Source organism: Ensifer adhaerens, from assembly GCF_001270265.1.
Classification (GTDB): Bacteria; Pseudomonadota; Alphaproteobacteria; order Rhizobiales; family Rhizobiaceae; genus Ensifer; species Ensifer adhaerens_B.
Genome location: NZ_LGAP01000010.1, coordinates 136,941 through 157,943 on the forward strand (window position 1 = coordinate 136,941; position 21,003 = coordinate 157,943).

General features: G+C 62.5%; 20 protein-coding genes and 1 pseudogene. 18 read left to right on the forward strand and 3 right to left on the reverse strand.

The genetic code is table 11. The features are described 5' to 3' along the window. Nucleotides 1-64: 64 nt before the first annotated feature. The 3 genes from AC244_RS38105 (at nt 65) to AC244_RS16980 (ending at nt 1,575) form a co-directional block, all read left to right on the forward strand. Nucleotides 65-577 carry a DUF6438 domain-containing protein gene (locus AC244_RS38105; protein WP_234716953.1) on the forward strand — a complete coding sequence of 171 codons (513 nt, stop codon included), beginning with the start codon at nt 65-67 and terminating at the stop codon, nt 575-577. Nucleotides 578-753: 176 nt separating this feature from the next. Further along, nucleotides 754-987, forward strand: a complete 234-nt coding sequence (locus AC244_RS36500; protein WP_152975984.1) for a hypothetical protein — start codon at nt 754-756, stop codon at nt 985-987. Nucleotides 988-1,035: 48 nt separating this feature from the next. After that, nucleotides 1,036-1,575, forward strand: coding sequence for a 5' nucleotidase, NT5C type (locus tag AC244_RS16980; protein ID WP_053250003.1), 540 nt, complete (start codon nt 1,036-1,038; stop codon nt 1,573-1,575). A 91-nt stretch (nt 1,576-1,666) separates the two neighbouring features. Here the strand turns inward: AC244_RS16980 and AC244_RS35355 are convergent. Then, nucleotides 1,667-1,859 (reverse strand): annotated as a pseudogene (locus AC244_RS35355) (transposase domain-containing protein); the annotation flags it as partial. Nucleotides 1,860-1,886: 27 nt separating this feature from the next. Beyond that, nucleotides 1,887-2,690, reverse strand: a complete 804-nt coding sequence (locus AC244_RS16985; protein WP_053250004.1) for a class I SAM-dependent methyltransferase — start codon at nt 2,688-2,690, stop codon at nt 1,887-1,889. 106 nt (nt 2,691-2,796) lie between these two features. On the opposite strand from AC244_RS16985, the gene AC244_RS16990 reads away from it, so the two are divergent. The 13 genes from AC244_RS16990 to AC244_RS17050 all read left to right on the forward strand — a co-directional run bounded on the left by AC244_RS16990 (nt 2,797) and on the right by AC244_RS17050 (nt 19,231). After that, complete coding sequence (locus AC244_RS16990) at nt 2,797-3,930, forward strand: ABC transporter substrate-binding protein (RefSeq protein WP_053250005.1); 1,134 nt, start codon at nt 2,797-2,799, stop codon at nt 3,928-3,930. A 52-nt stretch (nt 3,931-3,982) separates the two neighbouring features. After that, nucleotides 3,983-5,128, forward strand: coding sequence for an ABC transporter substrate-binding protein (locus AC244_RS16995; RefSeq protein WP_053250006.1), 1,146 nt, complete (start codon nt 3,983-3,985; stop codon nt 5,126-5,128). Beyond that, the gene (locus AC244_RS17000) at nt 5,125-6,195 is read left to right on the forward strand and encodes a FecCD family ABC transporter permease (protein WP_053250007.1); all 1,071 of its coding nucleotides are present in this window, start codon (nt 5,125-5,127) and stop codon (nt 6,193-6,195) included. Before AC244_RS16995 ends, AC244_RS17000 begins: the two co-directional genes overlap by 4 nt. Beyond that, nucleotides 6,189-6,941 carry an ABC transporter ATP-binding protein gene (locus AC244_RS17005; protein ID WP_053250008.1) on the forward strand — a complete coding sequence of 251 codons (753 nt, stop codon included), beginning with the start codon at nt 6,189-6,191 and terminating at the stop codon, nt 6,939-6,941. The genes AC244_RS17000 and AC244_RS17005 overlap by 7 nt, the downstream gene beginning before the upstream one ends. A 290-nt stretch (nt 6,942-7,231) precedes the next feature. Beyond that, nucleotides 7,232-8,626 (forward strand): sulfite oxidase, encoded by a 1,395-nt coding sequence (locus AC244_RS17010; RefSeq protein WP_053250009.1) that lies wholly within the window; start codon nt 7,232-7,234, stop codon nt 8,624-8,626. Between the two features lie 102 nt (nt 8,627-8,728). After that, on the forward strand, nt 8,729-9,847 hold the full coding sequence (locus AC244_RS17015; RefSeq protein ID WP_234716954.1) for a CapA family protein: 1,119 nt from the start codon (nt 8,729-8,731) through the stop codon (nt 9,845-9,847). Between the two features lie 749 nt (nt 9,848-10,596). Beyond that, the gene (locus AC244_RS17020; protein ID WP_053250011.1) at nt 10,597-12,753 is read left to right on the forward strand and encodes a NosR/NirI family protein; all 2,157 of its coding nucleotides are present in this window, start codon (nt 10,597-10,599) and stop codon (nt 12,751-12,753) included. A gap of 37 nt (nt 12,754-12,790) precedes the next feature. Next, nucleotides 12,791-14,719: a TAT-dependent nitrous-oxide reductase gene (gene nosZ, locus AC244_RS17025; RefSeq protein WP_053250012.1), complete on the forward strand. Its 1,929-nt coding sequence runs from the start codon at nt 12,791-12,793 to the stop codon at nt 14,717-14,719. 3 nt (nt 14,720-14,722) lie between these two features. Next, on the forward strand, nt 14,723-16,051 hold the full coding sequence (locus AC244_RS17030) for a nitrous oxide reductase family maturation protein NosD (protein WP_053250013.1): 1,329 nt from the start codon (nt 14,723-14,725) through the stop codon (nt 16,049-16,051). After that, nucleotides 16,017-16,916 carry an ABC transporter ATP-binding protein gene (locus AC244_RS17035; protein WP_053250014.1) on the forward strand — a complete coding sequence of 300 codons (900 nt, stop codon included), beginning with the start codon at nt 16,017-16,019 and terminating at the stop codon, nt 16,914-16,916. Before AC244_RS17030 ends, AC244_RS17035 begins: the two co-directional genes overlap by 35 nt. Further along, a complete protein-coding gene (locus AC244_RS17040; protein ID WP_053250015.1) occupies nt 16,913-17,734 on the forward strand; it encodes an ABC transporter permease in 822 nt (273 codons plus the stop codon). Before AC244_RS17035 ends, AC244_RS17040 begins: the two co-directional genes overlap by 4 nt. 17 nt (nt 17,735-17,751) lie before the next feature. Continuing rightward, on the forward strand, nt 17,752-18,312 hold the full coding sequence (locus tag AC244_RS17045; RefSeq protein WP_202596085.1) for a nitrous oxide reductase accessory protein NosL: 561 nt from the start codon (nt 17,752-17,754) through the stop codon (nt 18,310-18,312). Beyond that, a complete protein-coding gene (locus tag AC244_RS17050; protein ID WP_202596086.1) occupies nt 18,248-19,231 on the forward strand; it encodes an FAD:protein FMN transferase in 984 nt (327 codons plus the stop codon). The genes AC244_RS17045 and AC244_RS17050 overlap by 65 nt, the downstream gene beginning before the upstream one ends. Before the next feature lie 80 nt (nt 19,232-19,311). On the opposite strand, the gene AC244_RS17055 is transcribed toward AC244_RS17050, so the two are convergent. Further along, nucleotides 19,312-19,908: a TetR/AcrR family transcriptional regulator gene (locus AC244_RS17055; protein ID WP_053250018.1), complete on the reverse strand. Its 597-nt coding sequence runs from the start codon at nt 19,906-19,908 to the stop codon at nt 19,312-19,314. Between the two features lie 99 nt (nt 19,909-20,007). Here AC244_RS17055 and AC244_RS17060 point away from each other — a divergent pair, with 99 nt between their 5' ends. Continuing rightward, on the forward strand, nt 20,008-20,694 hold the full coding sequence (locus tag AC244_RS17060; RefSeq protein WP_053250019.1) for a PspA/IM30 family protein: 687 nt from the start codon (nt 20,008-20,010) through the stop codon (nt 20,692-20,694). A 27-nt stretch (nt 20,695-20,721) separates the two neighbouring features. After that, nucleotides 20,722-21,000 (forward strand): YiaA/YiaB family inner membrane protein, encoded by a 279-nt coding sequence (locus AC244_RS17065; protein ID WP_053250020.1) that lies wholly within the window; start codon nt 20,722-20,724, stop codon nt 20,998-21,000. Nucleotides 21,001-21,003 lie beyond the last annotated feature (3 nt).

Below are 21,003 nucleotides of genomic sequence, written 5' to 3' on the forward strand. Positions count from 1 at the left end.
GGCGCCCTCGTGATCGATCCGTGGCAAGGCTGATGGCTTTTTTGTTGCTGAAGGGAGACTCACCATGGTGATGTTGACTGCGAGGGTGGCATTCGCGTTGGTCGCCTCGTTGGTGGAACAAGCCCAAGTGCCGAGCATCATCGTGGAACGCGGGCCGTGCCTCGGAGAATGTCCAATATACCGTTTCAAGGTGACTGCAGCCGGCGAGGGTGTGTTCGAGGGCCGGCGCTTTACCGACGTGCACGGTGAGCAAAGTTTCTCGATCACGGCCAAGGAATGGCTCGCGTTCCAGTCAGCGCTCGCGCCCTATCGACCCCAAGGAACCGAAGACATCACCACCGGGCATCCGCGTTGCACCCAGATGGTCACGGATCACCCATCCGTGTCGGTGACGTGGATCGACGCCAGTCGTACCGACCAGCTCACCTTCAACTTCGGGTGCAAGGATCCGCTGAATGACGCCATGGCGCAGGCGCTTGCCGATGCGCCAGATCTGCTGCCGGTCGGTAAGCTTATCGAAGATCGGCGCCTGGAGGACGGCGCATGGGAGCGTCAACCTTTTGGCCTACCTAAATAACTGAAATTGTTATTGCTTCAATCAGTCCGCTCGCCCCCCGCTTCATTTCTGTCAGACGCTATGAGCCCTTCGGCTTTCTCCCAGAGCGCAGGGCTGGAGGGCGTGATGAGTTCGCTGGTCTCGAAGCTTCCTATCGCCGATGCCATCCTCGACATGGAGCCTCGAGGAACGCCTTAGTGACAGACGATTGTTTGGGATGCAGATCATCCGTAAGCGGTGTGCCACTCGCAGCTGGACAGGAAATCCCCGATTCGGTGTGGAGGACCAAGAGCCTTGATGGGCATGGCAACTATGCGCCATTAGCGGTCATTGCCAAGGCGGTAAAAGCCTCGCTGCTTCGTGCCAAGCTTGGCATTGTGACCATTCATGAAGATTTGAAAATTTCCCATCACGCCTTTGCCGTACCGTAGCGCCGTCAGTTGTGTTACGGCGATGCTGTAGCGTGCTAGGAGATTAACGTGAAAAATCATAAGCCCCGCTTGGCTGTCGATATGGATGAGGTTATCGCCGACGCTAACGCGCACCATGCAGCTTGGTATGTCGAGACCTACGGCTATCGATGGTCGGCGGACGATATCGAGAGCAACTCGTTGCGGAAGCTTGTTGCCCCTGAACACGACCAAGCTATGGAGGAGTTGCTTCACCAAGGCGACGTCTTTGGGGTCTACGACGTGATGCCTGGAAGCCAAGCGGCCCTATCGAAGCTGATGGAAAAGTTCGACGTTTTCATCACAACGGCGGCCATGGAATATCCGGCCTCGTGTGCGCCGAAGTTCGCATGGCTGCAGAAGCATTTTCCCTTCATCCCAGCGCTGAACATCGTCTTTTGTGGCGATAAGAGCATCCTCGCTGCCGACTTTCTGATCGATGATAACGTTCGCCATTTCGCTCGCTTCCAAGGAAAAGGCATCCTGTTTTCAGCGCCGCATAACCTGACTGTGGACTATCCTCACCGGGTTGCCAACTGGGAAGAAGCAGTCGCTCTGCTTGGCAATTAACCGAATACGTCTAACTGGGAGAGATCGCACCGCGTTGAACTATGCTCATCAGGCGTGTGGTAGCGCGGTGTCCGCTTGGGGCCGACTGCGGTCACGAGCGGGAATCGCTATGTAGGGCCAGCTTCCATGGCAGCAGCGTCATCGATCCGGCTCTGCTTGTGACCGTTAACGATGGCGGTGAGCGTGGCGGTCAGATAGGCAAGCGGATCAACGGCGTTGAGTTTGCAGGTCTCAACGACCGAGGCGATGGTCGCCCAGTTCTCGGCTCCAGCGTCGTGACGGGCCGCCCAAAGCTTGGGGCCGTGTGCGCCTTACGGCTTCCTCGCGCGGATCGCATAACGGTGCTGGCATTGTCTGGCCAGGCCCTTGAAGAAATTCCAGTTCCTGGCCTGCGTGCGATGGATCTCGCGGAGGTCCCTGTCGATCTCTATGTCGACGAAGCCGGCCTTGCCAAGCAGGTTGGCGACGTCATCGGCCCGCGCGCCGGCGGAGAAGTGCACGCGCGAGAGAATGCTGCGATGGGTCGCCATCATCTGCAATGTTCCGGTCGGCGTTTCTGCCGTGAGGAACCCCAAGCGCTGGCCCCAGGCGCTGAGTTTCGAGAACAGCCGCTCGAGCGTACTTGTATTGACGAAGTCCCCATCGACGACCAGCAGCGTACCGCCAGGCCTCAGGACGCGCTGCCATTCCACAAAGGCAGCTGCGGGATCGACGAGCGTCCACACCAGATGTCGGGTAACGACCACATCGTAGTAGCCATCGGGCTCCATGGTGTTTTCGGCGTCGCCGAGCCCGAAGCGGATGGCGCGACCGCGCTTGCGCGCCTTCTCGCGGGCGCGCTCGAGCATCGGCTCGGCCCAGTCGAGGCCTTGGACCTTGAAGCCGAGATCGTCGAGCAGATGCGAGATGACGCCCGTTCCGCTCGCGAGATCCAGGGCAGCGCGGCCGCCGCCCGGTCCGAGATGCTTGAGAAACAGCCTATGCCACGCCGCACGCTCTTCCTCCGAGAAGATCTCGTGGCCCGGCGAAAGATCGAAGGTTGCGGCGCGCTCCGACCAATAGGCCTTGATTTCATCCCGCAGGTTGTAGTTTTGCCGATCTAGGGTGTCGCTCATGTTGGTGCTGCTCGTCTCTGTTTGGAGGCGTTCTAAAAGATAAATGTTGACTAATAAAGTCATGAAACATTAGATCGCGTCGATTTTCCCAGCGGAGCAAAAAACAATGTGGCTTTTCAACAGGGTGGCTGCGGCCGCCACGGGACTTTGCGTGCTTTTCTCAACGACAGCCTTCGCTGATGTCGTGAAATTGAAAGACGTCACAGGCCGCGATGTCGAGGTCAATGTACCGGTCGAGCATGTGATCCTCGGTGAGGGGCGCCAGATCTACTTCCTCGGAGCGCTCGACCGCGACGCGCCGTTCAAGCGTGTCGTCGGCTGGCGCGACGACTTGGCGAAAGCCGATCCGGAAAGCTATGCCGCCTATCTCGCCGAATATCCTGACATCGCCGAGCTGCCGACCTTCGGTGGCATGAAGGATGGAACCTTCGACATTGAGCAGGCGGTGGCGCTGAAGCCGGACGTCGTCCTGATGAACATAGACGCCAAGACGGCGACGGAAGAGGCGGGCTATATCGAGAAGCTCGCCAAAGTCGGCATCCCGCTCGTCTATGTCGACTTCCGCGAGAAGCCGATGGAAAACACCGAACCGAGCATGCGGCTGATGGGCAAGCTGCTCGGCAAGGAAGAAAAGGCCGAGGAATTCATCAAGTTCCGCGCTGACAGCATCGCCAAGGTGACCGACGTGCTGGCGAAGGCCAACCCGAAGAAGCCGCTCGTTTTCGTCGAGCGGGCCGGCGGTTATTCCGACGATTGCTGCATGTCCTTCGGCAACGAGAATTTCGGCAAGATGGTCGAATTCGCCGGTGGCGTGAACATGGCCAAGGACATCATTCCCGGCACCTTCGGCACCGTCAACCCGGAGCAGATCATCGCCTCCAACCCCGATCAGATCATCATTACTGGCGGCAACTGGCAGGGCTATGTGCCGGGCGGTAACTGGGTCGGCGTCGGCTACGGCGCCGACGAAAAGGAAGCCGCGCGCAAGCTGGAAGACCTGACCAAGCGGCCGGCCTTCACCGGCGTCAAGGCGGTCAAGGACGGCAACGTGCATGCCATCTGGCACCAGTTCTACAACAACCCCTATCAGTTCGTCGCGATTCAGCAGATCGCCAAGTGGCTGCACCCGGATCTCTTCGCTGACCTCGATCCGGAGGCGACCTTTAGCGAGTTGCACGAGCGCTTCCTACCGCTTCCCTACAAGAGCGGTTACTTCGTCTCGCTGAACGTCAGCCAATAAACGCATTGGCGGCCGGCGGGATGGGGGGCCTCCAGCGCCGCGATCGAAAGGAATGAGAATGTCGATCTTCAGGAAAATCGCTGTTGCGCTGTTTGCCGCGATCGTGCTGCCGGCGGTGCCAGTGGGGGCGGCGGAAATCGTCGATGTCACCGGCCGCCGGGTCGAAATAGCCTTGCCCGCCAAGCGCGTATTGCTTGGCGAGGCCCGGCAGATCCATGTGGCCGCGGCGCTGAAAGGCGAGCATGTCTTCGATACGATCGTCGGCTGGCGCGACGATCTGCTGAAGAAGGATCCGGACTCCTACGCGGCCTATGTCGAGCGCTTCCCCGAGATCGAGAAGCTGCCGCGCTTCGGCTATATCCCGTCAGGCGATTTCAGCCTTGAAGCGGCCATTGCGCTGAAGCCGGATGTGCTGACGCTGAACCTCGAAGCGCAAAAGGCTGTCGAGGAATCGGGTTTCATCGAAAAGGCTGCGGCTGCCGGCATTGCCGTCGTCTATCTCGATTTCCGCGTCGATCCGGCTGCCAACAGCGAGAAATCCGTTGAAATCCTTGGCCAACTCTTCGGCGCCGAGGCGAAGGCGCGCGAATTCATCGAATATCGCAATGCTCAGATCGCACTGGTGACCGACCGCCTGAAGAAGGCCGGCGTGATCACCCGTCCGAAGGTCTTCATCGAGCGCTCTCCCGGCATTACCGGCGATGTCGTCTGCTGCCGAACTTTCGGCCCCGCAAACTTCGGCGAGATGGTGGAGAAGGCCGGCGGCCACAACATCGGCTCCGACGTCATCAAGGGCACCTTCGGCGACCTCAATCCCGAGCAGCTCATCGTCAGCGAGCCCGATCATGTGATCATCACCGGCAGCAACTGGTCGGCGGAATCCGATCTCAACCAGTTCGTCAGCGTCGGCCGCGGCGCCGATGCGGCGCCGGCGCAGGATAGATTGCGTGGCCTGATGCAGCGCCCGGGCTTCCCTGGCCTGAAGGCGGTGAAAGAGGGCAACGTGCATGCGGTCTGGCATCAGTTCTACGGCGCGCCCTACGAATTTGTGCCGATCCAGCAATTCGCCAAGTGGTTCCATCCGGAGCTTTTTGCCGACATCGATCCGGATCGGACCTTCCGCGAGTTTCACGAGAAGTTCCTGCCCGTAACCTACCGCCCGGGTTACTTCGTCTCGCTTCCCAAGGATGGTGAATGATGGTTGCCATGACCGACCAGGTTTCTGGAATTGAAGGACGAGGGCGCTACCGTGCCCTCGTTCTGCGCCGTTTGCTGTTGATCTTCTGTCTGCTCGGCGCCCTCTTTGCGTCGGTCGCGGTCGACATGGCGCTCGGCCCCGCGAACTATCCGCTCGCCGATGTGCTGACGGCGCTGTCTCGCCCGGAAACGGTAAGCGACCAGCTCCGGGTGGTGATCTGGGACATTCGCATGCCGATCGCCCTGATGGCAGTGACGGTCGGGGCCTCGCTCTCGGTCGCCGGCGCGCAGATGCAGACGATTCTCGCCAATCCGCTGGCAAGCCCGTTCACGCTCGGCATATCCGCCGCGGCCAGCTTCGGTGCCGCCCTCGGCCTCGTTGCCGGGATTGCGATCTTTCCCGTCGCTGTCAGCTACATGGTGCCGATCAACGCCTTCCTGATGGCAATGCTGGCGGCGCTCTTCATCCACTTCGCCTCCACCATGCGCGGCGTCACGGTTGAAACCATCGTGCTTCTCGGCATTGCGTTGGTCTTCACCTTCAACGCCGCGCTGTCGCTGCTCGAATATCTCGCCTCCGAGCAGGCGCTCGCCGCCGTCGTGTTCTGGACGATGGGCAGCCTCACCAAGGCGACCTGGCCGAAGGTCTGGATCACCGGCGCCGTGCTCCTTTTCGCCGTTCCACTCTTTGCCCGGCACGCCTGGGCGCTGACGGCGCTTCGGCTCGGTGACGACAAGGCGGCGAGCTTCGGCATCAATGTCCGTCGCCTGCGGCTCGAAGCCATGATGACGGTGAGCCTGCTTGCGGCGATCCCGGTCTCCTTCGTCGGCACAATCGGCTTCGTCGGCCTCGTCGGACCGCACATCGCCCGCATGCTGGTCGGCGAGGATCAGCGCTTCTTCCTACCGGCCTCCGTGCTGTGCGGCGCGCTACTGCTTTCGGTCACCTCGGTCGTCAGCAAGATGCTGATCCCGGGCGCGGTCCTCCCGATCGGCGTCATCACTGCGCTCGTCGGCGTGCCCTTCTTCTTCGTGCTGATTTTCACCAACAGGAGGCGCGCATGGTAAGCCTGACGCTCGAAAAGGTCGGCGCGAACTACGGCCGGCGCACGGTACTGTCGGACGTCAACACCGGGCTGCTGCGCGGCGGCGGCCTGACGGCGGTGATCGGCCCGAATGCCGCCGGTAAGTCGACGCTGTTCAAGCGTATTGCGGGCCTGACGTCGGGTCCTGGCACCGTCCATTTGTCCGACGCGGCCAAAGGGCCCGAAGGCATCTGTTACATGCCGCAGGACACCGGCGCCAACGCCGTGCTCACCGTCTACGAGTCGGTGCTCCTGTCGGCCAAGCAGGGATCCGGCTGGAAGGTGAAGGACGGCGAGCTCGCCGAGATCGACCGGGTGCTTGGCGAGCTCCGGATAGCTGATCTCGCCTTTCGCGACCTCGGCGAACTCTCCGGCGGCCAGCGTCAGCTGGTCTCAATCGCCCAGGCCCTGGTGCGTCGGCCGGAAGTGCTGCTGATGGACGAGCCGACCTCGGCGCTCGATCTCTTCCGGCAGATCGAGGTGCTCGGCTTCATGAAGCGCCTGTCGGCGCAGTCGGGAATGGCGGTGCTGATCGCGCTGCACGATCTGAACCATGCGCTGCGCTATTGCGACGACACGATCGTCATCAGTGGTGGTTCGGTGGCGGCGAGCGGCCGGACCCATGAGGTCATCACCGCGGATATGCTGCGCTCGGTCTACCGTGTGGAGGCCCGTGTCGAAGCCTGCTCGATGGGCCGTCCTGTCGTCATTGTGGACGGGTCTCTCTGAAGGCGAGGAATGCGGCGGCCGCAGGATCGCATAATGTATCGTCGGGAATTGCGTCGACCTCTGTAGAGATTTCTCCAGCGATATCCGGCGAAAGCGAAGGCTGGGCGTGATATATTGCGGCCAATGCTCGTCTGGTCTCGCCGGAAGGAAGGCGCGCGATCCATCTCCGCATCGTGCAGGTGCTGAAGTGATCGTGAGCAGTGCTAGCGGAGCAATGTGTCGTCAGGATCGGGACCGATCGCCTTGTAGACTGCAACTAGAGCGACGCCGCCCTAGCATGGAGGTTCCCAATGCCTCGGTTCATTGTGCACCATCAGCATTCGCCACAAACCTGCCCCGCGCGCGATCCGGCCAAGGGCGCGATGCTGCTGAACCATTTGAGCCGGCCTAGCGCCGCTCGTCATGGCGTGGTCATCAAGGCCGAGGCCGTCGTTCGCGGCTCCCATTCACTGTTCTTCATCGCCGAAGCGGCGGATGAAGCCGTCCTCCAAGCGTTCTTGACGCCGTTCCGTCAAGCCGGCGAGGTCGAAGTGACGGCGGCGTCGACCTGCGCCGGGGTGGTGGCGAGCGGCGGCTGCGATGCACGCCCGACGGACGTTTCTGCCGCGTTGCTCGACCCCGCGGACGCTTGCCAGGACGCCGTTGAGGCGGGGCTCCTCGTTCATCGCGCCTATCCGCTGAACGGCGAGACGTCGGTGCGGGACCTCGCGGGCGGGGCAGTGGTGCCCAATGGTCGGTTCTACTTGCGTAACCACTTCGATATTCCGAACCTCGATGGTGAGAGCTATCGGCTCTCGGTCGGCGGGCTGGTCGAAAGGTCCCTGAGTCTGAGCATGAGGGACCTTCACAATCTTCATACTGAGAGCCGCGTGGTGACCCTCGAATGCGCTGGCAACGGCCGCAGCCTGTTCGATCCGGCCGTGCCCGGCGAAGCCTGGGGCCTGGGCGCCGTCAGCACCGCCGAATGGACCGGCGTTCCCTTGATCGAGGTGCTCGAACGGGCAGGCCTGCGACCCGGCGCGACGGAACTCACGTTCCGCGGTGCGGACGGCGGGCTCGTCGAGGGACACGATGCGCCGATTCGTTTCGAGCGTGGCCTCGGCTTCGACCAGCTTCGCGAAGCGGACGCGCTTCTCGCCTACGAGATGAACGGCGAGCCGCTGTCGTCACCTCACGGCTATCCGTTGCGGCTGATCGTGCCGGGCTGGTATGCGGTGGCGTCCGTCAAGTGGCTGACCGAGATCGTCGTCACCGACAAGCCCTGCGAGGCCCACTATCAAACGGAGAAGTACTGGTACCAGTGGGTGCGGAACGGGCGCGACGAGCGCGCACCGGTGACGCTCATGAGTGTGCGGGCGCTGATCTCTTCGCCCGATCAGGGGGAGAGCCTGCCGCGCGGCGAGACCGCGATCCGTGGCGTCGCGTGGTCTGGCGCCGAGAGCATATCCAGGGTCGATGTAAGCCTAAACAACGGCCCGTGGCGCGAGGCGCGGCTCGTCGGCGAACGGCGGCGCTCTGCCTGGCAATGGTGGGAGCTGATCACGCGACTTGAGCAGACGGGGCCGCTCGCCGTGCGGGCGCGCGCCACCGACATGGCGGGCCGGACTCAGCCTGATCGCGCCGAGTGGAACCGTCTGGGCTACGGTAACAACTCGATCCACTCTGTGACCGCACAGGTGATCTGAAGCCGAGAGAGCGAGCGCCTGAGGCTTGTGCGGGCAGGCGCGAAGAGCAGCGGCAAAAGCCCGGGGCATCTGATGGGACGGTCACTCCAGCACGATCCGCATATGCAGCTCTTCCTTTGCGGTGACGTCATGACCGGACGGGGCCTCGATCAAGTGCTGCCCGTTCCCTCCAACCCGGTTCTGCATGAGGACCATCTTCAATCAGCCCGTGACTACGTTCGTCTGGCGGAGCAAGCGCACGGGCCGATTCCGCGGTCGGCGGGACCAACCTATATCTGGGGCGTGGCATTGGATGAGCTCGATCGTGCGCGCCCTGATGTCCGCATCATCAATCTCGAAACGGCCATAACCCGCAGCAACGATTACGTCCCGAAGGGCATCAACTATCGGATGAGCCCCGAAAACGCTTCCTGCCTTGTCGCTGCCGGCGTGGACTGCTGTGTCCTTGCCAATAACCACGTTCTTGATTGGGGACCTGCCGGCCTATTCGACACTTTGGCGGTCTTGGAGCGCCTCCAAATCAAGACGGCCGGCGTCGGGCATGACTTGGCCGAAGCGAGCGCGCCGGCCGTCTTTCAGAGGGGTGACAAAGGACGCGCGCTCGTGTTTGCGCTTGCAACGCCGACAGCCGGGACGCCAGGGAGCTGGGCCGCGACAAGGAACAAGGCAGGCGTGAATTTTCTGCCGGATCTTACCCCGACCAGTGCCAGTCGCGTTGCCGATCATATCGTCAGGATGAGGCGGCCACGGGATGTAGTGGTCGTATCGATTCATTGGGGGCCTAACTGGGGGGATGACATACCCGCCGCTCAGCGGCAATTTGCGCATGCGCTTATTGACGATGCCGACGTATCGATCGTGCACGGACACTCATCGCACCACGCCAAAGCGATCGAAGTCTATCGCAACCGCCTGATCCTTTATGGCTGCGGTGACTTCCTCAATGACTATGAAGGGATTGCCGGGCACGAGCAGTTTCGGAGCGATCTGCGTCTGATGTATTTCGCCGGCGTCAACCCGGCGAATGGCGAGCTCTCGGCGCTTGAAATCGCCCCGCTGCAGGCCCATCGGTTCAGTCTCGCTTATCCCTCAAGAAAGGACGTCGAGTGGCTCGGCGAAACGCTCGACCGGAACAGCCGGCGGCTTGGGACTGGCGTGCGACCAGAGCTGGGCGGACGGCTTGCTTTGTCGTGGTCGAGCGCGAGCAAACCGGGGCAATGAAGATCTATCTGTGGCGCAAGGAGAAGGTCCAGGCTTGATCTGAATAGGCGTCTACTGTGCGGTCTTAGCTCGTAGCGACTAAGTGCCTTAGTTTGTCGTCATGAGCCGCCTGTGCAAGGGTTTGGCAACGAGCGATGCGAGACTGCCTCGAACCGTTTTTAAGGCCGCGTGCTTGTTCGTCGGGGTCTCTCAATTCACTTCGCCATTTTCCGGTTGTCCTCTTCATGAGGCATCCCGGCGCTCGGCCGCGCCAACGCGCTCGATCGGCGAGCCGCTGCGGCTTCGCTGCGTTGTTCGATTTCGCCGAAGGCTGTGGGGCGCCAAGTCCACCATTCGACACTAAGCCGCGCGAATCCGTCGCGTTGAGAGGCTTACTTTGATTATGGCCGGCCCGTGATCCGTGCCTTTGAGGCGACGGGCAACTATCGTCGGCCGATCGCATGGCGGTTGGCCGAGGCCGGCTTCGAGGTACGGATGGTGTCGTCCCGTCGCTGGGCTTAGCGGTCGTAGTCGGTGGATTTGCGATTATCGCGCACCAGCCATCGGGGGAGTGGAGTGCAGGCCTTCGCGCCGGCCATAAGGTCAGCGACCAGAATCCTCCTCAAGTCCGCCTGAGAATCTCTGCGTACCCGAATTCTGCGCTGACCTGAGACCTTGGTTGGGCAATCATCGCTTGTTTGACCTAGGTCAACGACCGTCCTGCGCGAACGTTTCAATGCTCCGGCAACGATTTGCGGGAATGCCTTGGAATGAAACTCTTCCGTCTTGTCCTTCTGCTCTGCGCCAGCCTGTGCTTCGCGGTCTCCGCCAGCGCGGCTACGATGTTGCAGGAGTATCTGCCCGCCGCGACAGCCTCGGATCTTGTACCGGGCGCGGACGGTTTCGGCCCGGTGCGCGACGATCTGGCGGTGGCCCCCGTGCTGAAGGGCGGCCAGACGGTGGCTTGGGTCTTTATCACTTCGGATTTCGTGGGAACGACCGGCTATTCCGGCAAGCCGATCCATACCCTCGTGGCGGTGGGCAAGGATGCGAAGATCGTCGGCGTCCGGCTGGTGAAACACTCCGAGCCCATCGTCCTCATAGGCATTCCGGATGCGAAGGTGAAGGCGCTGGTGGCCGGCTATGCCGGTCTCGACCTGGTCGCCGAGGCGAAGTCCGGCGGTACGGCGCATGAGGTGGATATCATCTCGGGCGCGACCGTGACGGTAATGGTGATCGACGATTCGATCGTTCGCTCTGGGCTGAAGGTCGCGCGTGCGCTCGGCCTCGGCGGACTGGCCCCGGAAACGGACAATGCCGGCCCGCGCTTCATGATCGATCCCGCTGCCGCCTCGCCGGCCGACTGGGCCGAGGCTGAGGGTGACGGCACGCTGCGCCGGCTGTCACTCGATGTGGCGCAGGTCAACGCTGCTTTCGCCGAGCATCCCGATGCGCGCGCCCGCGACCGCGCGATTACGCAAGCGCCGGAAACCACCTTCATTGACATGCAGGCGGCGCTGGTCTCGGTTCCGTCCATCGGCAAGGCCGTGCTCGGCCCGGCCGAGGTGGCGAACCTTCGGGGCTGGCTGGGCGAGGGCGAGAACGCTATCGCCGTGATGGGACGCGGGCTCTATTCCTTTAAAGGCTCAGGCTATGTGCGCGGCGGCATTTTCGACCGCATCGTGCTGATCCAAGACGACGTTTCCGTGCGCTTCCGTGACCGCGACCATCGTCGCCTTGGCGCGATCGCACTTGCCGGCGCGCCGGAATTCAAGGAGATGGACCTGTTCCGCGTTCCCGCTGGCCTCGGCTTCGATCCGGCAAAGCCCTTCCGCATCCAGCTTCTGGCGCAGCGTGAGGTCGGGCCGATCGAAAAGGTCTTCCACACGTTCGATCTCGGCTACCAGCTGCCGCAGAAGTATCTGCGCGCCGTCGTGCCGCCGTCAAAGGAAGTTCCCGCTGTTGCTGATCGTGACGAGGGGACCGCGCAGGCCGACCTGTGGAAACGCATCTGGAACGACTCGAAGCTGAAGATTGTCGTGCTGGGCGCCATGCTCGTGGTGCTGACGGGGGTGTTCTTCTTCCAGACCTATGCGGTCAGGAACGCTAAGGCCTTCTACATCTTCCGCATGAGCTTCCTGGCGGTGACGCTGGTCTTCCTCGGCTGGTACGCCAACGCACAGCTTTCGGTCGTCAACCTGATGGCGCTGTTCGGGAGTTTCGTCAACGGCTTCAGCTGGCAGGCCTTCCTGCTGGACCCACTCACCTTCATCTTGTGGTTCGCCGTGGCCGCAGCGCTCTTGTTCTGGGGACGGGGCGCGTATTGCGGCTGGCTCTGCCCATTCGGCGCCCTGCAGGAACTGACCAACCAGATCGCGCGCAAACTGCACATCCCGCAATGGACATTGCCCTGGGGCCTGCACGAGCGGCTCTGGCCAATCAAATACATGATCTTCCTCGGCCTTTTTGGCGTCTCGTTGATCAGCGTCGAGCAGGCCGAACATCTGGCCGAGATCGAGCCGTTCAAGACCGCGATCATCCTGAAGTTCATCCGCGCCTGGCCGTTCGTGGCCTATGCCGTCGCGCTGCTGGTCGCCGGGCTCTTCGTCGAACGGTTCTACTGCCGCTACCTCTGCCCGTTGGGTGCGGCGCTGGCGATCCCCGCGCGGATGCGCATGTTCGACTGGCTCAAACGCTACCACGAATGCGGAAACCCCTGCCAGACCTGCTCCAACCAGTGTCCGGTGCAGGCGATCCACCGGACCGGCGAGATCAATCCGAACGAGTGCATCAACTGCCTGCACTGCCAGGTGCTCTATCAGTCCGAAACTGTCTGCCCCGTCGTGATCAAGAAGATGAGGTCGCGGGCGAAGCTTGCGGCAAGCCCGGGGGGTGCCCCGATCCACCAACCTGCCGCCAAAGTTTAATCGAAGCCAAGGTTCAAACAAAAAAAGGAACCCGATCATGGAATCAAAGGAAAACAAGGGACTAAGCCGCCGAGCGCTCTTCAGCGCCACGGCAGGCAGCGCCATTCTGGCCGGCACGATGGGGCCGGCTGCACTGGGCCTCGGCACTGCCGGGCTGGCGACCCCGGCCCGTGCCGCCGCCGGGGCCGACGGCTCGGTCGCACCCGGCAAGCTGGACGACTACTATGGCTTCTGGTCCTCTGGCCAGACCGGCGAGATGCGCATTCTCGGCATCCCCTCGATGCGTGAACTGATGCGGGTACCGGTGTTCAACCGTTGCTCGGCCACCGGCTGGGGCCAGACCAATGAATCGATCCACATCCATCAGCGCACGATGACGGAGAAGACGAAGAAGCAGCTTGCCGCCAACGGCAAGAAGATTCACGATAACGGCGACCTGCACCACGTCCATATGTCTTTCACCGACGGCAAATACGACGGCCGCTACCTCTTCATGAACGATAAGGCCAATACGCGCGTGGCGCGCGTGCGCTGCGACGTGATGAAGACCGACGCCATCCTGGAAATTCCCAACGCCAAGGGCATCCATGGCATGCGTCCGCAGAAATGGCCGCGTTCGAACTATGTGTTCTGCAACGGCGAGGACGAGGCGCCGCTCGTCAATGACGGTTCGACCATGAAGGACGTGTCGACCTATGTGAACGTCTTCACCGCCGTCGACGCTGACAAATGGGACGTGGCCTGGCAGGTGAAGGTTTCGGGCAATCTCGACAATTGCGATGCCGACTACGAAGGCAAGTGGGCGTTCTCGACCAGCTACAACTCGGAAATGGGCATGACGCTGGAGGAGATGACCAAGTCCGAGATGGACCACGTCGTCGTCTTCAATATTGCCGAGATCGAGAAGGCCATCGCAGCCGGTCAGTATGAGGAGATCAATGGCGTCAAGGTGGTGGACGGGCGCAAGGAGGCCAAATCCCTTTTCACCCGCTACATCCCGATCGCCAACAATCCGCACGGCTGCAACATGGCGCCGGACAAGAAGCATCTGTGCGTTGCCGGCAAGCTCTCGCCTACCGTCACCGTGCTGGATGTGACGAAGTTCGATGCCCTGTTCTACGAGAATGCCGAGCCGCGCAGCGCCGTGGTGGCGGAACCGGAACTTGGCCTCGGCCCGTTGCACACCGCTTTTGACGGGCGCGGCAACGCCTATACCTCGCTCTTCCTCGACAGCCAGGTGGTGAAGTGGAACATCGAGGAGGCCATCCGCGCCTATGCCGGCGAAAAGATCAACCCGATCAAGGACAAACTCGACGTTCAGTACCAGCCCGGCCACCTGAAGACGGTGATGGGCGAGACGCTGGACGCCTCCAATGACTGGCTGGTGTGCCTTTGCAAGTTCTCCAAGGACCGCTTCCTGAATGTCGGTCCGCTGAAGCCGGAAAACGATCAGTTGATCGACATTTCCGGTGACAAGATGGTGCTGGTGCACGACGGCCCGAACTTCGCCGAACCGCATGATGCGATCGCCGTCGCCCCCTCGATCCTGCCGAACATCCGCTCGGTCTGGGATAGGAAGGACCCGCTATGGGCCGAAACACGCAAACAGGCCGAGGCTGATGAGGTCAACATCGACGAATGGACCGATGCCGTCATCCGCGACGGCAATAAGGTTCGCGTCTACATGACGTCGGTCGCGCCCAGCTTCAGCCAGGAAAGCTTTACGGTGAAGGAGGGCGACGAGGTCACGGTCATCGTCACCAATCTCGACGAGATCGACGACCTCACCCATGGCTTCACGATGGGCAATCACGGCGTGGCGATGGAGGTCGGGCCGCAGCAGACGAGCTCGGTGACTTTCGTGGCGGCCAATCCTGGCGTCTATTGGTACTATTGCCAGTGGTTCTGCCATGCCCTGCACATGGAAATGCGCGGCCGCATGTTCGTGGAACCGAAGGGCGCCTGATCGATGCGCCTGCCCGTGTTCCTTATCGGCTTTCTTCTCGCCTCGCCGCTCGCGGCGGCGGAGCGCGCGGTCGCGCCGGGTACGGGCAGCCTCGCAGCGGCCATCGCCGAGGCAGCGCCCGGCGATGTGCTGACACTGACCGACGGGGCCTATGCCGGCTCCGTCACCATCGACCGGCCACTCGCCATCACTGGCCCGCGCGGGGCGGTGGTGGATGGGCTCGGGGAGGGCAGCGTGATGACGATCACCGTGCCGGATGTGACCTTCACGGGCTTCACCGTCACCGGTTCGGGCCGTGTGAATCAGGATCTCGATGCCGGGGTGAAAATTCTTCAAGGCGCCGACCGTGCCCGCATCGAAAAACTGCTCGTTATCGACAATATGCACGGCATAGACGTGCACGGCGGTCGCAACGCCACTGTCACGGCGAACGAGATCGTCGGCACCCGCAGTCCCCGCATGAACGAGCGCGGCAATGGCATCTATGTCTGGAACAGCCCCGGCACGCTGCTGGAGGGCAATGTCATCCGCTACGGCCGCGACGGTATCTTTTCCAACGCAAGCGCCGACAGTGTCTATCGCGGCAACATCATGCGCGACCTGCGCTTTGCCGTGCACTTCATGTACACCCGCAACACCGAGGTCTCCGGCAACATCTCGATCGGCAACCATCTCGGCTTCGCCATCATGTTCTCCAACCGGGCGAAGATCCTGAACAATCTCAGTCTCGGCGACCGCGAGCACGGGCTGATGCTGAATTATGCCAACAATGCCGACGTCACCGGTAATCTTGTGCGCGGAGGCACGAAGAAATGCCTCTTCATCTACAACGCTCACAAGAACCTTATCTGGGACAACCGGTTCGAGGGCTGCGGCATCGGCATTCATTTCACCGCCGGCTCGGAGAAGAACGTCCTGACCGACAATGCCTTCATGGCCAATCGCGAGCAGGTGAAATATGTCGGCACCCGCAACATGGAATGGAGCCATGAGGGTCGGGGCAATTTCTGGTCCGACCATCCGGCCTTCGACCTCAACGGCGACGGCATCGCCGACAGTTTCTACCGCCCCAACGACCTGATGGACCAAATCCTCTGGTCGCAGCCGGCGGCAAGCCTGCTCATCGGCTCGCCCGCCGTTCAACTCGTACGCTGGAGCCAGCGGGACTTTCCCGCCACTCTGCCCGGCGGCGTGCGCGACAGCGCACCGCTTATGCGGCCCCTGACCATCCCTGTCCCGCTCGAAATCCTTGCCTATGAGGCAGAGGCCGCCGGGCGCTGGACTGAAGGAAATTATGATGACACCGACCCTGACAATCTCTCGGCTCACTAAGCACTTCCAATCGGTGGAAGCGCTGAAGTCCGTCTCCCTGACGCTGGAGCCGGGAAGGCGCGCAGCGCTGCTCGGGCATAACGGCGCGGGCAAGTCGACGATGATGAAGATCGTGCTCGGCCTCATCCCCCACGACAGCGGCGAGGTTGCGGTTTGCGGTGTGGCCCCGGGCTCGCCTGCCGCGCGGGCGCAGGTGGCCTATCTACCGGAAAACGCCGCCTTCCACCCGGCCCTGACCGGGGAGGAGCAGCTTCGCCACTATCTCGCGCTGCGCGGCGAAAATCCGCGCCAGGCGATGGAGCTTCTTTCCCGCGTCGGCCTGACCCATGCCGCGCGGCGGCGGATCGGCACCTATTCCAAGGGCATGCGCCAGCGCGTGGGTCTAGCCCAGACCCTGATCGGCCGTCCCCGCCTCCTGGTGCTGGACGAGCCGACCTCGGGTCTCGACCCGGTGTCGCGACGGGACTTCTACGACCTGCTCGACGGGCTTGCTGCTGAGGGAACCGCCATCCTGCTCTCCTCCCATGTGCTGACCGAGGTGGAGGCCCGCACCGACCGCATCCTCATTCTCTCCGGCGGGGAGCTGGTGGCGGAAGGCACGCTTCCCGATCTACGGGCCCGCGCCGCGCTTCCGGTCGCTTTTTCCGTTCGCGCCGCGCCCGGCCATTCGGCGGCGCTGGCGGCGGCCTTTCCCGAAGGCGCGCAGGGCGAGGATGGTCTCTTGCGCCTTTACTGCTCGCAGCCGGAAAAACTGCCGCTCCTTGCTCGCATCGCAGCGCTCGGGAACGCCGTTGTCGATCTCGACGTGATCCCGCCGAGTCTCGAAGACATTTACAGCCATTTCAGCCGGAGGGACGGGCAATGAGCCGCATCCTCGCCACCGCTGTGTGCGAATTCCGCATCGCTTGCCGCAATCGTTGGGTCTCTATCGCCACCGGCATGATGGTGCTTTTCGCACTGGTTCTGGCCGCCGCCGGCTCCGCCCCGACGGGCGATGTCGGCGTGGACCGGCTCTCGGTGACCGTTGCTTCGTTGACGTCGCTTGCGGTCTATCTGGTGCCGTTGCTCGCATTGTTGATGAGTTTCGACGCGGTGGCGGGCGAGGTGGAGCGCGGCACGTTGCCGCTTCTGCTCACTTATCCCGTCTCGCGCCTGCAGGTTCTACTGGGTAAACTGCTGGCGCATCTGGCGATCCTCGGTCTTGCAGCGACGCTCGGATATGGTGCGGCAGCGGTGGTGGCCGTCTGGTCCGATCCCGGTGCGATCGGGGGGCTCGGATCGCTGTGGCGGCTGATCTGGTCCTCGGTCCTGCTCGGCGCGACCTTTCTCGGTGCGGGCTATGCGCTCTCCGCACTGGCGCGGCGGCCGTCCGGGGCCGCGGGGTTGGCCATAGCCCTCTGGCTGTTGGCGGTAGTGCTCTATGATCTCGCCCTCTTGGCACTGATCGTCACGGACGGAGGCGGAGCCTTCACCACGCAGGCGTTGCCAATGGCCCTGCTCGCCAATCCGGCCGACGCCTTTCGCGTCTTCAATCTCTCGGCGGCGCAAGCCGTTGCTGCCGCCGGCGGCATAGGCGGGGCGGCGGGCACGATCCCGCTCTGGCAATCGGCTGCCTCGCTCCTCATCTGGCCTCTGGCCGCCATCGCACTTGCCGTCGCCGCCTTCCGAAAGGTGACGCCATGAGGAACCGACTTCGCCCCGTGCTGCTCGCCGCCGCGCTGGCGCTGCTTTCTGCCTGCAAGGAGGACATCGCCCAAAGCACCGCGCCGCAGGACATGACGCCCGAGACCCTCGGCCATTACTGCCAGATGAACCTTCTGGAGCATCCCGGCCCCAAGGCCCAGATTTTCCTTGAAGGAAGCCCTGCGCCGCTGTTCTTCAGCCAGGTGCGCGACGCCATCGCCTACGCTCGCGGGCCCGAGCAGGTCGCGCCGATCCTCGCCATCTATGTCAATGACATGGGTACTGCAGGGGCGACATGGGACCAGCCCGGTGACGGCAACTGGATTGCCGCCGACAAGGCTTTTTATGTCGTTGGCTCCGCCCGGCGGGGTGGCATGGGCGCGCCCGAAGCCGTGCCGTTTTCCAGCCGGGAGGGGGCTGCGGCCTTCGCCCTCGCGGAGGGCGGCCATGTGCTGGCGCTCGCCGATATTACTGATGCCATGGTTTTGACCCCGGTGGAAGCCGGCGCGGACCATGGAACTGACGACGATGATTATCTCGGCCGTCTGCGCACTCTGCCCCATCCAGCCGGAGGTTGACCCCATGATGCTGACCCGACGCCGCCTGATCGCCATTTCCGCAGTTCTGGCGGCTGTGCCCGCCGCCGCCTACGCCAATACGAGGTCCCGTTTTTGGACCGGCCAGGCTCTTGGCGCGCGCGCCTCGATCCGGCTTGACCATCCTGATGCCGAGGCCATCGTCACCCGCGTCATGGCCGAGATCGACCGCCTGGAAAACACTCTCAGTCTCTACCGCCCGCACAGCGCACTTTCGCGGCTAAACCGCGATGGTCATCTTGATGCTCCGCCCTTCGAGCTGCTGGAATGTCTGTCACTGGCCAGTGCCGTGCATCGGGCGAGCGGCGGGCGGTTCGATCCGACCGTACAGCCGCTCTGGACACTCTGGGCCGAATCCGCCGCAAGCGGCGGGCGGCCCGATGCGAAGGCTGTCGAACGAGCGCGGGCCAATACTGGCTGGGGCAAGGTGAAGCTTGAAGCAGCAGCGATCACTTTGTACCCAGGCATGGCGCTGACGCTGAACGGGATCGGTCAAGGTTATGTCGCTGACCGGGTCGCCGTGCTTCTGGATGCTGAGGGCCTGACCGACATCCTGATCGACACCGGCGAGCTCCGTGCTCTCGGCGGACGGCCGGAGGGCGGCGAATGGCCGGTGCGGTTGGAAACGGGCGGGCGTCTGGCGTTGCGCCAGCGTGCGCTCGCCACCTCCGCTCCCCTGGGCACAACCTTCGATCAGGCCGGAAGAGACGGTCATATCCTCGATCCTGCGACCGGGATGCCGGCGCCAGCAAACTGGCGCGCGATTTCAGTCTCGGCCCCTTCTGCCGCCATAGCCGACGCACTGGCAACAGCCGCTTGCCTGATGCCAGATGCAGGATCGATCCTCGCTATGATCGGGCGTTTTGAAGGCGCGCGCCTGGAAGGGTTTTCTGCCCCCTGAAAAGTGATCCTTCTTGACGTAGCGTGCCGCGACCAAGCTGATTTAGTCTTGCTGGGAAGAGCATCCTGCGGGATCCGGTCTCAGCTGGCGTTGTGCGCGAGAAGGAGGGCAAGCACCTTAACTTCTCGTTCCAGCAATTCGGGCGTTATGCCCACGAAGCGACCTTCCAGGCTAACCGAGATCACGCCGTGCACGGCCGAAAAGAACGTGCGGGCGCGGATTGCCACGTCCTCGGCGGAGGCAGCCGGCAGGTGCGGTGCAAGCGGTGCAGCGATCAGGCCGATCAGGAAGGCGTGTTCAGCAAGATGCCAGTCGGGAACAGGGACACCCTCGGGCATCCGATGCTCGAAAAGTGCAGACCACAGGTTCCGCTCTGCAAGCGCAAAATGCAGGTAGGAAAGCGACAGATTGAGGAAGGTATCCTCTAATCCGGCCGATGATGAAGATGCGGCGTTCAGGGCTGTTTCCAGCCGCTTGAGCGTGCCGGAATTGACGTGAAGGATGAGTCCGTCGAGATCGTCGAAAACCGTGTAGAGTCCGCCGAGTGCCGCGCCTGCGCGCTCGGCTATATCTCGGGCGCGCAGGCCTTTGAGCCCTTGCTCGCGGATGAGCTCCGTGCCGGCTGCGATCAGCCTCACCTTCAATTCTTCTTTCTTCGTCGGCCGCTTATCGCCCATTTCAACCTCGATTTTGAACGATGTTCATTTTTACGTTGAACGTCGTTCATTTTTGTGTAATAAGAAAATTGAACACTGTTCATACAGGGAGGTGGAGAAATGTTCAAACAAATCCTGACACTCATTCGGGGTGGCGCATATGAGGCGCAGGAGACCTTCGGCAATCGGCATGCTCTTCCCATACTAGGCCAGCAGATCCGGGACGCCGCGCGGGGTGTCGAGGCCGCTCGCAAGGCGGTTGCAGTCGCCATCGCGCAGAACCGGCTGGAGAAGGAAAACGCCGAGCGGTTATCCGCCCGCATCGCCGATCTCGAAACGCGGGCGATTGCTGCACTCAAAAGGGACCGTGAGGATCTGGCCGCCGAGGCCGCCGCTACGATCGCCCGTCTGGAGACGGAGTTGCAGAACGCTCACCGGGTCCAGGCGGAATTCTCCGGTGGAATAGACAGGCTAAGACAGACCGTTCGACAGAGCGAAATGCGCCTCGCAGCGCTCCGCCGCGGCGAGCGTCTTGCCATGGCGCGTGATCGCACCCAGCGCCTTACCAGCGAAGTGCCGGGCCGTGAACTTGCAACGCTCGCCGATGCCGAGGCGACGCTCGCACGGCTCGAAAACCGCCAGCGCGAGGCTGAACTGACGGCCGCGGCGCTGACAGAACTTCAAGATGACCAAGACCCGGCCGCGCTTGCAGAGAAACTGGCGGCAGCCGGTTGCGGTCGACCTCTCGTCACGAGTGCCGACGAGGTGCTCGAGCGCCTGCGCAGCAAAGCAACCTCTGGCAATTGAAACCCGACAACTCAAAGGACAACGAAGATGAACGACAGCTTGATGAAACACTCGCCCGCCTGGACCAGCTTTTCCTATGCAAGCTTCGGTCTCGCTGCCTTCATGCTGGCGCTCGGCATCTACATGATGCCGCTCGACCTCTGGGGGAAGGGTTACCTGGCCATGGGTATCCTGATGTTGGTGCAGACGACGGTGAACATCACCAAGACCCTGCGCGACAACCAGGAAGCCGAAAAGCTCATCCGCAGGATCGACGACGCCAAGACCGAGAAGCTGCTGCTGGGTATCAAGAGCGACGACGTTTAACCG

What these genes read in the sequence shown, in the direction of transcription:
- AC244_RS17060 (WP_053250019.1), top strand. Translation starts at nt 20,008, where the DNA reads ATGTTCAAACAAATCCTGACACTCATTCGGGGTGGCGCATATGAGGCG.
- AC244_RS17065 (WP_053250020.1), top strand. Translation starts at nt 20,722, where the DNA reads ATGAACGACAGCTTGATGAAACACTCGCCCGCCTGGACCAGCTTTTCC.
- nosZ (WP_053250012.1), top strand. Translation starts at nt 12,791, where the DNA reads ATGGAATCAAAGGAAAACAAGGGACTAAGCCGCCGAGCGCTCTTCAGC.
- AC244_RS17040 (WP_053250015.1), top strand. Translation starts at nt 16,913, where the DNA reads ATGAGCCGCATCCTCGCCACCGCTGTGTGCGAATTCCGCATCGCTTGC.
- AC244_RS17010 (WP_053250009.1), top strand. Translation starts at nt 7,232, where the DNA reads ATGCCTCGGTTCATTGTGCACCATCAGCATTCGCCACAAACCTGCCCC.
- AC244_RS17000 (WP_053250007.1), top strand. Translation starts at nt 5,125, where the DNA reads ATGATGGTTGCCATGACCGACCAGGTTTCTGGAATTGAAGGACGAGGG.
- AC244_RS16995 (WP_053250006.1), top strand. Translation starts at nt 3,983, where the DNA reads ATGAGAATGTCGATCTTCAGGAAAATCGCTGTTGCGCTGTTTGCCGCG.
- AC244_RS17020 (WP_053250011.1), top strand. Translation starts at nt 10,597, where the DNA reads ATGAAACTCTTCCGTCTTGTCCTTCTGCTCTGCGCCAGCCTGTGCTTC.
- AC244_RS17050 (WP_202596086.1), top strand. Translation starts at nt 18,248, where the DNA reads ATGGAACTGACGACGATGATTATCTCGGCCGTCTGCGCACTCTGCCCC.
- AC244_RS38105 (WP_234716953.1), top strand. Translation starts at nt 65, where the DNA reads ATGGTGATGTTGACTGCGAGGGTGGCATTCGCGTTGGTCGCCTCGTTG.
- AC244_RS17030 (WP_053250013.1), top strand. Translation starts at nt 14,723, where the DNA reads ATGCGCCTGCCCGTGTTCCTTATCGGCTTTCTTCTCGCCTCGCCGCTC.
- AC244_RS17055 (WP_053250018.1), bottom strand. Translation starts at nt 19,908, where the DNA reads ATGGGCGATAAGCGGCCGACGAAGAAAGAAGAATTGAAGGTGAGGCTG.
- AC244_RS17015 (WP_234716954.1), top strand. Translation starts at nt 8,729, where the DNA reads ATGCAGCTCTTCCTTTGCGGTGACGTCATGACCGGACGGGGCCTCGAT.
- AC244_RS17035 (WP_053250014.1), top strand. Translation starts at nt 16,017, where the DNA reads ATGACACCGACCCTGACAATCTCTCGGCTCACTAAGCACTTCCAATCG.
- AC244_RS17005 (WP_053250008.1), top strand. Translation starts at nt 6,189, where the DNA reads ATGGTAAGCCTGACGCTCGAAAAGGTCGGCGCGAACTACGGCCGGCGC.
- AC244_RS16990 (WP_053250005.1), top strand. Translation starts at nt 2,797, where the DNA reads ATGTGGCTTTTCAACAGGGTGGCTGCGGCCGCCACGGGACTTTGCGTG.
- AC244_RS16985 (WP_053250004.1), bottom strand. Translation starts at nt 2,690, where the DNA reads ATGAGCGACACCCTAGATCGGCAAAACTACAACCTGCGGGATGAAATC.